This is a genomic window from Gordonia malaquae NBRC 108250, assembly GCF_000344135.1.
Taxonomy (GTDB): Bacteria; Actinomycetota; Actinomycetes; order Mycobacteriales; family Mycobacteriaceae; genus Gordonia; species Gordonia malaquae.
Map to the genome: position 1 here is coordinate 22,856 of NZ_BAOP01000031.1, position 13,956 is coordinate 36,811.

The following is a 13,956-nucleotide window of genomic DNA, read 5'->3' on the forward strand; positions in this document are numbered from 1 at the left end:
CAGGGGTAGCCCCTGAGACGGATCATCGATCCCTCTCGCGCCGCCTGCTCTCGCCGTCGAGGCTAGCTCAGATGCCGTTGGAAGAAGCGCAAAGCGGACTCTCCCTCGTATTCTGGGACGCCGGTGTGCCCGCCCATGTTGGCGTGCAGTCCCTTCTCCGCCGATCCGAACGCGTCGAAGAGGTCAAGCGCCATCTGGCGATCGTTGCCCGCATCGTCCCACTGCAGGAGCACGTGGAGCGGAATCGTCAGACGACGCGCTTCATCGAATGTCGCTGCGGGAACGTAACTTCCGGCGAACAACGTAGCGGCGACGATCCGCGGATCGACCAATGCCAGCCGAACCGCGACAGCCATCACGCCGCCGGACAGACCGACGGGACCGTCGATGTTCGGAAGGTCGAGCAGTGCGTCCAGCACCGCCTGCCATTCCGGCACTGCCGCGTCGACGAGCGGCGGGATCAGCCGTTCGACGATCTCGCCGACCGGACGTCCGTCTTCGGCGGCGTCCCACAGATCACGACGTGCGCGATCGACGTCGGCTAGTCGCGGACGGCCGCCACTGCCGGGGAGTTCGATGGTGGCGCAGGCGAATCCAGCGGACGATCGGGCACGCGCCGCGAGCCGCGGCCGCATCCGGTCGAGTCCGCCCGGCTGGCCGAGAAGGATCAGGGGCGTCGGACCGTCGGGGTTCTCGGGCGTCCAGAGGATTCCCGGGATGTCGCCGAGAACGAAGTCGCGTTCGACGAAACCGTCGGTGAGCGATTGTGAAGTGAAATGCATGGCTGGAGTCCTTTGCAGAGTGCGTGAAACGGCGCTCCGCGGACGACCTATCGCCCGACCGTGACTCCTGTGGGGAGCACCCTTGTCGAAACGTTCACGGGTACCACCTCCTCACGGTGTTGCACGGTCGTCGACGACGCTAACAACCGGGAGTTCCGCGTGTCCATCGATTTTCTGTTCAACCGATTCGGAACCTCTTGATTCGCGACGTCGCGCCGCTCACCAGCTCGACCCTCGACTTCGGTACCCCGAAATGCTTGGCGAGCGCCACTCCGACGGCCTTCGTCGCCTTTCCCTCGACGGCGGGTTCACGCACATAGACCGTGATCGCACCGTCGTCGGTCACCTCGACGAGAGGACCCTTCCGACTGTTCGGCTTCACGGTCACGGCCACCATTTGAACGTCGGTCATGCCTGTCTCCCCTGGCCAGTGTTGCTGCCGCGCCACCGCAGCGGCGCCTCCCCGTACTCTTCGACGACGTGTGCCGCCATCCCGACCGTGCGCCCGTACTGGAACAGGACCTCCCCGGCTCGCGGCCCCAGGCCCAGTTCGAGCGCGACAACGGCACTCGCCAAGTCGACGTTCACCGGGCGGCCGGCACGCGCGATGATCACCTCCGCTGCGGCCAACGCCGTCGACTCGGGCCGGTCTGCGCGCAGGCGATCGAGAACAATTGTCGCGCGCGGATCATCACCCCCGTAGATCACGTGACCGAATCCCGGCAGACGTCCGTCGACGACGGCGTCCGCAAGGGCACGATCCACATCGACGCCGCCACGTACGGCCTCTACCAGGGAGTACGCGGACGCAGGCGCACCTCCGTGCAGCGGCCCCGAGAGTGCGGCATACCCGGCGAGCAGTGAATCGAAGACGCCCGCTCTGGCCGACGCCGCGACCCGAGCAGCAGTCGTCGACGCCGCGAGCCCGTTGTCGATGAGCATCGTGACGAGCAGGTCCACCCAGGGGTGTGCAAGATCGATCTCCGGGACCACGTTCGCCAGGACTGGAAGCACCCCGAGCACACGAGCGGCGGCATCGGTGCGGTCAGCGCGCAGCGGGTCGTTGGCTGCGATCAGTGCAACGGTCAACGGGATGCGGCGTTCCACAGGGACCTGTTCGACGGCGCTCAGGTCCACCGGAGGGGGCGGCACAGGAGCGTCGACGTCGAGCACAAAGCGCGCAGCTGCAGTGAAGTCCATCGTCGCGCAGATGTCGGTGATGTCGGTGCCGCGCAACAGGAGTCGGTCGTCGCTGATCGTCGACACGCGGGTCGCGACGGCCCGGAACCGCAAGAGGCGGTCGCCGGCGCGGCGGCCGTCGTGTTTGGCCGCCGCGAGCGAGTCGACCTCGGCACGGTCGAACAGCGATTCCGCCTGCCCCGGCATCCGCCGCGACGTCAGCACTCCCCTGCTCACGTACGAGTACAGCGTTCCGCGCTTCACCCCAAGCCGCGCCGATGCCTCGGACGTTGTGATCCACCTGTCCACGCGTTGATTCAATCAACATTGCAGACATTGATCAACAGCGCCACACTCGTGTCATGAGCACACCGATCACCGTCCCGCGGGGACTCAAGAACGTCATCGTCACCGACACCGAGATCGGCGACGTCCGAGGTGAGGAGGGTTTTTACCACTATCGACAGTTCGACGCGACGGAGCTCGCTCGCACCTGCACGTTCGAGGACGTCTGGCATCTGATGGTGTTCGGGTCGCTTCCCGATCCGGGACAGTCGGAGGCGTTCGCGCGGCGCATCGCCGCTCTGCGAGTGATCGACGGCGCCACCGTCGATCTGTTGCGTTCGATCGTCACACCGGAAACGGATCCGCTCGCCGCCCTGCGGGTGGCTCTTGCGGCGCTCGGCCTGGCCGACCGCCCGCTGTACGACGTCCCGGCCGCCGACCGCGTCGACTCCGCACTGCGTGCAGCCGCAGTCGTACCGACGGTGCTCGCCGCAGCGCACCGACTCTCCCGGGGCCAGGAGGTGCTCGATGCGGATCCCGACGCGGACCACGTGTCCGACTATCTGCGGATGGCGACCGGGTCGACCGACGCCGAGGCCGCCGATGCGCTCCGGACTTACCTGGTCACCACCATCGACCACGGTTTCAACGCGTCGACGTTCGCGGGTCGGGTGGTCGCCTCCACCGGTTCGGATATGACATCGTCAGTCCTCGGCGCTCTCGGTGCGTTCCTCGGACCGTTGCACGGTGGCGCTCCGAGTCGAGCTCTCGCCGCGCTCGACGACATCGGCGACCCGTCGAACACTCGAGACTGGGTACGTGGCCGCATCGAGTCGGGCGAGAAGATCATGGGCTTCGGTCACGCCGTCTACCGCACCCATGACCCGCGGTCGGAACTGTTGAAAAGCGTTGTCCAGCAACGCTTCAACTCACCTCTCGTCCACCACGCCACCGCCGTCGAAGCCGAGATCGAGGCAGCGATCAACGAACTCAAGCCAGGTCGTCGCCTGTACGCGAACGTCGAGTTCTACGCTGGCGTCCTGATGAGCGAGGTGGGCCTGCCGCCCGAGATGTTCACGCCGACCTTCGCCGTCGCCCGAGTCGTCGGCTGGACCGCGAACATCCTCGAACAAGCCGCCGAAGGCAAGATCATCCGCCCTGTCGCCCGCTACGTCGGCCCCCTGCCTGCTCGTTGAGCGGAAAGCTCCCACTGCTCGTTGAGCCGTCTCCGGTTCCACTGGTCGTTGCGGTCGAACGCTCCCACTGCTCGTTGAGCCGTCCCCGAGGCGCCAGCCGAGGTGACGTGTCGAAGCGTCGCACGGTTCAGCGCAACGAGGACGCACGATCAGGCGCTTGGCATCGCGCATACTGCTGAGATCGCGCTTTTCATCGGCTTACGAGGGCAATGTGCCCTCGTAAGCCGATGAGACGAGCGATCTTTGCAGTGTTAGCCCGATCAGGGCTTGTTGGCCCAGACGTACTTGTAGTAGTCGGCGTCCTTGAGGTCCGCGGCAGCAGCGGGATCGACGACCATCGTCGCGTGGCGGTGGAGCTGCAGCACCGACGCCGGGCACGATGCCGACAGCGGTCCTTCGACAGCGGCTGCCACAGCTGCTGCCTTCCCGGATCCGGTTGCGACGAGGATGAGGTGCTTGGCGTCGCAGATGGTGCCGAGTCCCTGGGTGATGACGTGCATCGGGACCTCGTCGAACGAGTCGAAGAAGCGGGCGTTGTCCTGCCGGGTCTTCTCGGTCAGGGTCTTGATGCGGGTGCGCGAGGTCAGCGACGACGACGGCTCGTTGAAGCCGATGTGGCCGTTGCTGCCGATGCCGAGGATCTGGACGTCCACCGGGCCGACTTCGGCGATGAGTGCGTCGTAGGCGTCGGCGGCGATCCGGCTGTCAGGCGCCATGCCGTCCGGGGAATGGACGTCGCCGATGTCGATGTGGTCGGTGAACTTGTCACGGATGAACCGCGCATACGACTCCGGGTGCGTCGGCACGAGCCCGACGTACTCGTCGAGCAGGACCGCGTTGACGCCGGCGAACGACAGTCCCTCGTCACGGTGTCGACGGATCAGCTCGTCGTACGTCGCGAGGGGCGACGATCCGGTGGCCAGACCGATGGTCTTCGCTCCGCCTCGGACCGCGTTCTCGACGATGTCTGCCATCACCTGTTCCGGGTGATCGACGATCACGACCTCCATGCGCCACCTGCACCTTCCATAGTGTGTGGGTTCGGTTCGAGGGTACGTTGCTCCCCCTCGACTCCGCTCGGGGAACAACGGACTTCGGTCGGGGAACAGAGGACTCCGGTCGGAGAACGGGAAGCCGAATCCGAGGACAGTTGGTTCAAGACATGCGGGAGATGACGGCTCTCTTCGCCGCCCGGAACTCCTCGTCGTCGAGCCAACCCTTCTGGTGCATGTCCGCGAGACGCGCGATCTCGTCGCTGAGCAGAGTGGTCGTGCGAGGGGTCTTGACTTGAGGAATCGAAGACGAAGGCAACACGACCTCCGAAGGTTGTTTCTCGAGAGACACCCGCAACGGTTCTGCTGTCCGGTTCTGCGGCTGAGCAGTATCGCGGCGAAGCCGCTCTATGTGCTCGCGAATGAAGTCCTGTTCCTGGTCCATGACGTCGCCGAACAGTATGGGCCCGCGATCGGTGTGGATGTGCAGTTTCGTCGTCACGCGCTTCCGGACAAACTCCACACTGCGAATATCTTCGCCGCGCACTTCGATTCTGACCTTCTTGCCCGGCTCTAGGACTGTCGTGAATCCGATGACGCGACAATTGGTGATCGCCAGCGCCTCCATCACAGGTTTGAAACGGAAGATGTGGGCGAATGCGGTTATCGACTCGCCGGGCAGTAGATCTGACGCGATGCCGGCCTGCCACATCGCAGTGTCCGCTCGTGACGCGATGATCCATGCACCGCTCTCCACCATCTGCCACCTCACACGTCCGCTTGTTCGTCGACCCAATCGTGACACGGCAGGGTCCCGCTCAACCGATCGATCGACACCCGTCAGCACCAGTCGCGGGAGCGGGTTCCGACTTTGAGGTCGAGTTTCTGGAGGCGGTCGGCGACGACGGTCACCGCGCCTTCCGCGTTCTGCACCTTTCCGCGGATGAGCAGAGCTGACGCGGTCTGCGCGAGGGTCCGGTAGCGCGCCCACAGGCCGACGGAGCAGACGACGTTCACCATGCCGGTCTCGTCTTCGAGGTTCACGAACGTGACACCCGACGCGGTCGCGGGCCGTTGGCGGTGCGTCACCGCTCCCCCGACGAGCACACGCGACCCGTCCGGCACGGCGAGCAGGCCGTCGGCAGGGATCACTCCCATCGCGTTCAGTCGCGGGCGCAGGTACTGCGTCGGGTACGAGCGGGGTGAGATGCCGGTGGAGATCGCGTCGACGGCAGTCAGCTCCACCTCGCTCATACCGGGAAGTGTCGGCGCCGACCGCGGCGAGACGACGGGGAGTTGGTCGTCGCGCATTCCGGCCGCGGCTCCGGCCTCCCACAGTGCGGCCCGCCGATCCAGACCGAAGCACTCGAACGCACCCGCCGTCGCCAGCGCCTCCAGGTGCGCAAGCGTGGGCTCGGTGCGCCTCGACAGGTCGGCCACCGAGGTGAACGGGCCGCCAGTGCTGCGATCGTCGACGATCCGCTGAGCCACGTCGTCCGACAGCCCCTTCACCGCGGCGAGCCCGATGCGCACGTCGAGTCCGTCGTTCTCGAGGGTCGCGTACGACAACGACCGATTCACGTCGGGTCGGTGCACCTCGACGCCGTGCCGTCTGGCGTCGGCCACCAGACTCTGCGGCGAATAGAAGCCCATCGGCTGCGCCCGCAGCAGAGCAGCGCAGAACGCCGCGGGGTGATGCAGTTTGAACCACGACGAGTAGAAGACGATCGACGCGAAGCTCTGCGAATGACTCTCCGGGAACCCGAAGTTGGCGAACGCCGCCATCTTCTCGTAGATGCGGTCGGCCGTGTCGCCGACGATGCCGTGCGTCTCGCGCATCCCCTCGTAGAAACGCGCCTTGAGGCGTTTCATCCGTTCCGGCGACCGCTTTGATCCCATCGCCCGTCGCAGTTGGTCGGCTTCACCGGCGTCGAAGCCTGCGACGTCGACCGCCACCTGCATCATCTGCTCCTGAAACAGCGGGATTCCGAGGGTGCGGCCGAGCGACTCGCGCATCGAGTCGTGGTCGAAGGTGACCTTCTCCTTGCCGTCGCGACGTCGGATGTACGGGTGCACCGACCCGCCCTGGATCGGCCCCGGTCGGATCAACGCCACCTCGACGACGAGGTCGTAGAAGTTCCGCGGCTTCAACCGCGGGAGTGTCGCCATCTGGGCTCGCGACTCCACCTGGAACACGCCGATCGAGTCCGCGCGACACAGCATGTCGTACACCGCCTCCTCGCCGAGATCGAGCTTCGCGAGGTCGACGTCGATCCCCTTGTGATCGCGGACCAGGTCGATCGCGTAGTGCAGCGCCGACAGCATGCCGAGACCGAGGAGATCGAACTTCACCAGCCCCACGGCGGCGCAGTCGTCCTTGTCCCACTGCAGCACACTGCGGCCGGGCATCCGCGCCCACTCGGTGGGGACGACGTCGGCGATCGGTCGGTCGCAGATCACCATTCCACCGGAGTGGATGCCCAGGTGGCGGGGCATCGACGAGATCTGTGACGCCAGGTCGCGAACATCGTCCGGTGCGGAGTCTGGAACCTTGGCCCACGCATCCTGCTGCCCTGGCGCGTATCCGAGCGCACGTGCCATGTCGCGGACGGCCGACCGCCCCCGATACGTGATGACGTTGGCCACCTGCGCACTGTTGGCCCGACCGTGCCGCGAGTACACATACTGGATCACCTCTTCGCGCCGATCCGATTCGATGTCGACGTCGATGTCGGGCGGACCGTCACGCTCGGGCGACAGGAAGCGTTCGAACAGCAGATGATTGCCAACGGGGTCGACGTTGGTGATGCCGAGTGCGTAACAGACCGCGGAGTTCGCCGAACTCCCCCGCCCCTGGCAGAGGATGTCGTGGGTTTTGCAGAACGAGACGATGTCGTGGACCACCAGGAAGTACCCGGGGAAGGTCAGCGTCTCGATGATCGCCAGCTCGTGCTCGATCTGTCGGTACGCGTCCGGGCGGGCGGCGCGCGTCCCGTACCTGCGCAGCGCCCCCTCCTCGGTGAGATGCCGCAGCCACGTCGCCTCGGTGTAGCCCTTCGGGACGTCGAACGGCGGGAGATTCGGGGCGATCAGACCGAGGGAGAACGCACAGTCGGACGCCAGCTGGACGGCGTTGTCGATGGCGTCGAGGTGCGCAGGCATCAGGCGAGCCATCTCGTCGCCGCTGCGCAGGTGCGCCCCTCCGACGCCGGGCAGCCAGCCGTCGATCGTCGTCATGTCGGTGCGCGCACGCACCGCGGCCACGGCTGTCGCGAGTCGGCGGTTGGCCGGTCCGGCGAAATGTGCGCCCGTCGTCGCCACCGTCGACAGACGTAGTTCGCCGGCGATGTCGACGAGGATCGCATTGCGCTCGTCGTCGTCCGAGCAGCCGGACGCCGTCAGTTCCACCGTCACGTAGTCACGACCGAACCGATCGACGAGGTCGCCGAGCGCATCGCGGGCGCCGATCCGCCCGGCCCGCGCCAGTCCTCGACGCACCGCGCCTTTTCGACAGCCGGTCAGTATCTGCCAGTGACCGTCACCGGCGGCCGCGGTGACCGCGTCGGCGTCGTACCGGAGCCGCCCCTTCTCCCCTCCCGTCATGTGCGCGTCGGCGATCACTCTCGACAGCCTGCGATAGCCCTCGTCCCCGCGGGCGAGCACCAGCAGGTGATCGCCTTCCGGGTCGACGGCGCCTGCGCGCGGCGCGTCGTGCTGCAGTGACAGTTCGGCGCCGAACACTGTCGGCATGCCGAACTCTCGCGCGGCCTCGGCGAAGCGAACCACTCCGTAGAAGCCATCGTGGTCGGTCAGCGCCAACCCTGTCAGACCGAGCCGCCAGGCCTCCTCGACCATCGCCTCCGGCATCGATGCGCCGTCGAGGAAGCTGTACGCGCTGTGAGCGTGCAACTCTGCGTATCCGATCGTCGACCGCCCGAACGCGATGTCGGCAGGCACGTACTCGCCGCGTTTGCGCGACCATGCGGGCGAGTCGCCGCCGTCACCGACATTGGGCGGAAACGTCTCGCCGCGTCGGTCCCCCGCCCCCGGGCCTCGGCCCGACAGCACCCTCTCCATCTCCGACCAGGTCGGCGGACCGTTGCTCCACCCCATTCATCCGATTATAGAACACATGTTCGATACACGGAATAGATAGCCGCAGGATTGCTCGAACCGACTTGATCAATCGAACTACACAGATCCGACACCCGACAGGCACATAATCGTGCCAGCGCACCAAACGCATGCCACATATGAGAACCTGTGTCAGTGACCAGCTACTTCGTGACGGGTGCAAGCGGATTCATCGGCAGTCGAGTGCTGCAACGACTCCTGGCGCGCGACGCCGACGCCCGTGTCACCGCGCTGGTGCGTCCCGGTTCGCTTCCACGTTTCGCACAGATCCTCGAAGGCATCGACGGCGGCAAACGAGTGATCACCGTGCCCGGCGATCTCACTGTCGACGGTCTGGACATCCACGACGCGACGGTGCTCACCGGCACCGATCACGTGATCCATCTGGCCGCGATCTACGACGTGACCGCCGACGACGCATCTCAGGACGCCGCCAACCGCGACGGCACCGCGCGTGTCGCCGCACTCGCGGCCGACCTCGGCGCGACGATGCACCACGTGTCGTCCATCGCCGTCTCCGGAGACTGGGACGGCGAGTACACCGAGGACGACTTCGACCTGGGCCAGGGCTTCCCCACCGCCTACCACCGCACCAAGTTCGAGGCGGAGAAGGCAGTCCGTGAGACGCCCGACCTGCGGTGGCGCGTATATCGGCCGTCCGCGGTGGTCGGCGACTCAGTCACCGGCACGATGGACAAGGTCGACGGGCCGTACTACTTCTTCGGTCAGATGTCGCTGCTCGGGCAGTTGCCGTCGTTCCTCAAGATGCCCCTGCCGAACCTCGGGTGGGTGAATCTGGTGCCGGTCGATTTCGTCGCCGACTCGATCGTCGCGCTGCTGCATCACCGGCCGGACGACGACTCGCTGGTGTTCCACCTGTCCGACCCGCAGCGGCGGACCGTCACCGAGATGTTCAATGCGCTCGCGCCCGCCTTCGACGCGCCTCGCGGTTTCAACGCGCTGCCCGGCGCGGTGGTCCGCCCGGTGCTCGCCGCCGGTTCGCGAGGTCCGCTGCGTGCCGCGCGCGACGCCGTCGCCGCCCAGCTCGACGTGCCTCCCGTCCTGTTCGACCTCGTCTCTCTCCCCGTCCGATTCCGCAGTGACACGACGCTCGCCGTGCTTCGCTCGCTCGGCGTCGAGCTGCCGGATCTCGCCGACTATGGGCCCGGCCTCTGGCGATACTGGTACGAGAATCTCGACCCGGCGAGACATCGCCGCACCGACCCGCGTGGTTCGATGGTCGGCAAGAACGTGCTGATCACGGGCGCGTCGTCGGGCATCGGCAAGGCGACGGCCCGCATGTGCGTGACGCGCGGCGCCAACGTGTTCCTGGTGGCGCGCAGCGTCGACGGTCTGACCGACGTCGCCGACGAGCTGAACGCCGAGACCCCCAAGGACGGCCTTCCCGCCGGACACGCCTACGCGTATCCCGCCGACATCACCGACGAGTCGGCCGTTCAGACGCTCATCAAGTCGATCCTCGCCGAGCACGACCACGTGGATGTCCTCGTCAACAACGCCGGACGATCGATCCGCCGGTCGACGCTGAACTCGGTCGACCGTTCGCACGACTACCAGCGGACGATGGCCGTCAACTACTTCGGCGCCGTCTACCTGACATTGGCGTTGCTGCCGCACATGGTGGCACGCCAGGCCGGGCACATCGTGAACGTGTCGTCGGTCGCGGTGCAGAGCCACGGTCCCCGGTTCGGCGCGTACGGTGCGTCGAAAGCGGCGCTCGAGGCGTTCAGCGACGCGACGGCCGCCGAGACTCTGTCCGACCACGTCACGTTCAGCACCGTCCGACTGCCGCTGACCCGGACCAAGATGATCGCTCCCACCGACGCCTACCAGGCTCAGCACGGCATCTGGGGTGTCGACAAGGCCGCGAGCCGGGTACTCCGCGCGATCATCGACAAGCCCAAACGCGTGAACACGCTGATCGGCGACATCGTCGACCTCGGGCACCACACCGTCCCTCGGCTCACCAACCGGCTCATGCACCAGGAGTACCTGCTGGTCGGCGAGTCGGACGCGGCGCTCGGCAAGGGCTGAGGGTCAGCCTTCCTCACGTCGTGCACGAGCGAGGACGCGTGTCATGATCGCCACGGCGCCGCGATCCTCCGCGAGCCGCAATGCGACATCAAGATCCTCTGCGGTACGCCCATGAGGATCCGAGCGGACCGCGGCGGCAATCTTCCGCCAGTTCTTGAGCGTCCCTCGATCCAACGCCGCAAGCACGCCCTCGACACCCCACTGATCAACCGGATCGTCCGGGGTGACGACGAGATTTCGGAATTGCAGCATCACTCCACCATTCGATCAGCGACGTCGACACACACGTCAACGACAGCGTTCCAATCGTGCCATTTCGCTGCCAGACCCTTGTAGCCGGAGAGCCTGAGAGTGGTCGTCTCATCGGCGGGCGAAGGACGACCGAGTTGACGTGCCACCTGCGTAGCAACCGAGTCGTCGCCCTCCTTCGCCGCGTAGTAGTCGTCGATCTGGGCGAGCGTATCGGCAGCCCAGGCTCGCCCGAATCTGTCAGACAACGCGGCGACATCGAGATAGTCCCGCGTTTGATTCCTTTTCACCACCAGATACGCCTTGATTCGCAGAGTCTCTTCCGGCGTCGGAACAATGACCTTCTCATCCCCGATGTCGATGCGCTCTGTTTCGAGTGGTCGCTGTCGAATCAGTTGGCGGACGCCCGCTTCGATGTCGCCGAGTCGTCCAAGAATGATCTTCCCGGGAACCGCGCGATTCAGAACCCAGTCGGGGTCCGTTTCAAGCGCGTCAAGGACCAAGTCGAACCTCGAACGCAGGTCGGCGAGAACATGATCGTGGTCGGTCGACAATCGGTGCCCGGCGTGCCATGCCGCAGCGCTTCCGCCGACGAGTATCGCGTCGGGCACGAGCTGTTGCAGTCGCGCAGCCGATCGCAAGACGTCAAGCAGGGTCACCTCCATAATCCAACAGTACTGTGGATTCTCGCTTCGATCCGCGGACTGAGCTCCTCACTCGTACACTCCTTCCACCGTCCAGGCGCGTTCTCGGTAGCAGAGCAGAAGTGCTCGCGAATCCTCCAGCAGCACTTGGGCTCTCGCCGACACGCCCGTCGGCTCGACGTCGGTGCCGAACGGCCACGGCCCGGCCCACCAGCAGACCGTGTACGGCCGACGCCCCACCCGGACCTCGGCGGGCTCCGTGGTGAAGCCGCCGCGTGGCGTCACCTCGACCTGATCGCCTTCGGCGTCGAGCAGTTCGGCGTCGGTGTGCGACAGCAATGCAGGCGACGGCCGGGCCAGCCGATCGGGCCAGGCGGCGTTCGGATCACGCGGCGGCACCTGCTCGTCCCCGAGCGTCACGAGCGCGACCTGCTCGGCCGGCCCGCGTCCACCGCTGCGGATCGGCACCCGCACCGACTCCCCGCCGAGCAGACCTTGCACACGGACGAGCGCACGTCGAGCTCGATCGGTGAGCCCGTCGCCGACCGCGGCGGGCAGTCCGGCCCCGACGAATGCGTGCTGCAGAGATCCGGGATCGACGACTTCCACCGGTTCCAGATGCAACCGCGCGATCGGCGAGTCCGGTGCACCGGCCCCACCCGCATCACGTCCCGCTGTACCGGCCAGCCACCCTTCGAGCTGCCAACGGATGCGGTCGGCCGTGGCATCCGGTGTGAGCGGCTGCGCGCACCACCAGGTGCGCGAATGTCGTTGTCCACGTTCGGTTATCGCGTGAACAGTGAGCCGAGTGCACGCCAGCGACGCCGCCGACAGACGCCGGTGCAGCTCCTCGGCGAGCCGACGGCCGAGGAAGGCGGCCGAGTCGATGCGGTCGACGGGGGGATCACACGTGTACTCGACGTCCAGCACGGCCGGGATCGGCGCACGACTCGGCCGCCTGCCGGGCGTTGCGCTCGCCAACCGGTGCGCGACAACGGCGTCCGCCGAGAACCTCGACGCGACGTCGGCGGCAGGCAGTTCGGCGAATGCACCGAGAGTTCGGATGCCGAGTCGCCACAACAGGTCGACGAGATCGGGACGTGTCGGATCGGACAGCGCGATCTCCACGGTCAGGTCCGAGATCGGCCGGGTCGCCAGGTACGCGGCGTCGGTACCCGGCGGCACCGACTGCCCGGACCGTGCGGACAGGACCGCGGTGAACAGTTCGTCTGCCACTCCCACTCGCGCTGCGACACCCGTCGCGGCGACGGCGTCGACGATCCGCTCGGCGAGCACCGCCTCCCCGCCGAAGTAGCGCGCAGCCCGATCGGCCGTCACCACCAGCAGCCCGGGACGCAACACTTCCGTGAGTGGGACCACCTCGGTCACCGCCGTGACGACCGGCTCGAACAGTCGGCCGTCACGAGTCGGATCAGCGTCGAACACCACCAGGTCCGGGCACAACGACTGCGCCTGACGTTTCCGCATGCCGCGTCGGACGCCAACGGTGCGCGCCGCCCGAGAACACGCCTCCACCTTTCCCGCATGCAGGACGGCGATCGGCTCGGCCACCGTGATGCCCGCCGTCGACGCGGCCGCAACCGCAGGCCAGTCCGGGCACCACACGGCCATCACCCGACGGCCGCTCTGAGGGTCCATCAGTTCGCCACGGCGAGTGCCGGACGCGACGGGCGCTGCACCGAACCGTGCGCTGCGACCAACTGCAGCACCGGATTCTCCCCCGGTGTCGTCTCGCCCATACCCGGGGCGACGAGGTCGAAACCACCCGACGACGGGCGAGCACCCGAAGCCGTCACCCGCACGTCCACGCCGAACCCGCCGATGCGCCCGAAACCGCTCCGCCGCGCGGGCACGTGCCGGTATTCGGTCACCTCGCTCTCGATGCGGACCGATGCTCCGGGCCAGTCGCCGAGGACGAGCAGCGTCGACGACTGCTTGCGTGCCCGGCCCGCCAGGACCCGAGCTCGCGACTGCGGAACCGGCCCGCGTTTGCGGCCAGGGCCGAGGTCGGGCCCGAGCACCACGAGATCGATGCCGTCGAGCAGCACCCCCGCGACCTCCAGAGGGTCCACACCGGGCTCGGTGACGACCGCGACGCGACTCAGATCCGCCCCCATGTCCATAGCGGCAGCAAGGTTGAGTCGAGGGAGTCCCACAAGCGCCACCGTGGCACCCGCCCGAGTCACCTCGGCGATGACGGCCATCGGAACGGTGATCGCCCCGGTGGACGTGACCACCGTTCCGCGAGACAGGCCACGGCGAGGGAACAGCGGCGCCATGGCCTCGGGAACGGGGAGCACCGAGGTCTCTGCAACGGCGTCGCCCGACATGCCCGCCAGACGCCTCCGCAGGGCTTCTACCTCCTCTGATCGTGCCATCACTTCCCCTTCCCGCTGTTCGAACTCTTGTTCGATACTGT

At 66.8% G+C, this 13,956-nt stretch carries 12 protein-coding genes; 2 read left to right on the plus strand and 10 right to left on the minus strand.

The genetic code is table 11. From position 1 onward, the window contains the following. Nucleotides 1-62 precede the first annotated feature (62 nt). The 3 genes from GM1_RS17075 to GM1_RS17085 all read right to left on the minus strand — a co-directional run bounded on the left by GM1_RS17075 (nucleotide 63) and on the right by GM1_RS17085 (nucleotide 2,270). A complete protein-coding gene (locus GM1_RS17075) occupies nucleotides 63-782 on the minus strand; it encodes an alpha/beta hydrolase (RefSeq protein WP_008380903.1) in 720 nt (239 codons plus the stop codon). A 178-nt stretch (nucleotides 783-960) separates the two neighbouring features. Continuing rightward, nucleotides 961-1,194 carry a DUF167 domain-containing protein gene (locus tag GM1_RS17080; protein ID WP_008380905.1) on the minus strand — a complete coding sequence of 78 codons (234 nt, stop codon included), beginning with the start codon at nucleotides 1,192-1,194 and terminating at the stop codon, nucleotides 961-963. Further along, a complete protein-coding gene (locus tag GM1_RS17085) occupies nucleotides 1,191-2,270 on the minus strand; it encodes a citrate synthase (RefSeq protein ID WP_008380907.1) in 1,080 nt (359 codons plus the stop codon). The genes GM1_RS17080 and GM1_RS17085 overlap by 4 nt, the downstream gene beginning before the upstream one ends. A 53-nt stretch (nucleotides 2,271-2,323) precedes the next feature. Between GM1_RS17085 and GM1_RS17090 the strand changes: the two genes are divergently transcribed. Further along, nucleotides 2,324-3,442: a citrate/2-methylcitrate synthase gene (locus GM1_RS17090; RefSeq protein ID WP_008380909.1), complete on the plus strand. Its 1,119-nt coding sequence runs from the start codon at nucleotides 2,324-2,326 to the stop codon at nucleotides 3,440-3,442. A gap of 260 nt (nucleotides 3,443-3,702) precedes the next feature. Here GM1_RS17090 and nagB read toward each other — a convergent pair whose 3' ends face one another. The 3 genes from nagB to GM1_RS17105 all read right to left on the minus strand — a co-directional run bounded on the left by nagB (nucleotide 3,703) and on the right by GM1_RS17105 (nucleotide 8,547). Next, on the minus strand, nucleotides 3,703-4,452 hold the full coding sequence (gene nagB, locus GM1_RS17095; protein ID WP_008380911.1) for a glucosamine-6-phosphate deaminase: 750 nt from the start codon (nucleotides 4,450-4,452) through the stop codon (nucleotides 3,703-3,705). A 145-nt stretch (nucleotides 4,453-4,597) separates the two neighbouring features. After that, a complete protein-coding gene (locus tag GM1_RS17100) occupies nucleotides 4,598-5,194 on the minus strand; it encodes an SHOCT domain-containing protein (protein WP_040520533.1) in 597 nt (198 codons plus the stop codon). Nucleotides 5,195-5,274: 80 nt separating this feature from the next. Then, entirely contained in the window at nucleotides 5,275-8,547 is a 3,273-nt protein-coding gene (locus GM1_RS17105) for an error-prone DNA polymerase (RefSeq protein WP_008380915.1), read from the minus strand. 156 nt (nucleotides 8,548-8,703) lie between these two features. Between GM1_RS17105 and GM1_RS17110 the strand changes: the two genes are divergently transcribed. Beyond that, nucleotides 8,704-10,623: an SDR family oxidoreductase gene (locus GM1_RS17110; RefSeq protein WP_040520549.1), complete on the plus strand. Its 1,920-nt coding sequence runs from the start codon at nucleotides 8,704-8,706 to the stop codon at nucleotides 10,621-10,623. A 3-nt stretch (nucleotides 10,624-10,626) separates the two neighbouring features. Here GM1_RS17110 and GM1_RS22690 read toward each other — a convergent pair whose 3' ends face one another. The 4 genes from GM1_RS22690 to imuA' are packed head-to-tail and all read right to left on the minus strand — an operon-like array spanning nucleotide 10,627 to nucleotide 13,915. After that, nucleotides 10,627-10,875, minus strand: coding sequence for a hypothetical protein (locus GM1_RS22690; RefSeq protein ID WP_008380919.1), 249 nt, complete (start codon nucleotides 10,873-10,875; stop codon nucleotides 10,627-10,629). Next, nucleotides 10,875-11,537 (minus strand): hypothetical protein, encoded by a 663-nt coding sequence (locus GM1_RS17120; RefSeq protein ID WP_008380921.1) that lies wholly within the window; start codon nucleotides 11,535-11,537, stop codon nucleotides 10,875-10,877. The genes GM1_RS22690 and GM1_RS17120 overlap by 1 nt, the downstream gene beginning before the upstream one ends. A 48-nt stretch (nucleotides 11,538-11,585) precedes the next feature. Further along, nucleotides 11,586-13,175 carry a DNA polymerase Y family protein gene (locus GM1_RS17125; RefSeq protein WP_008380923.1) on the minus strand — a complete coding sequence of 530 codons (1,590 nt, stop codon included), beginning with the start codon at nucleotides 13,173-13,175 and terminating at the stop codon, nucleotides 11,586-11,588. Continuing rightward, entirely contained in the window at nucleotides 13,175-13,915 is a 741-nt protein-coding gene (imuA', locus tag GM1_RS17130; RefSeq protein WP_040520535.1) for a DnaE2-dependent mutagenesis accessory factor ImuA', read from the minus strand. Before imuA' ends, GM1_RS17125 begins: the two co-directional genes overlap by 1 nt. Nucleotides 13,916-13,956: the final 41 nt, after the last annotated feature.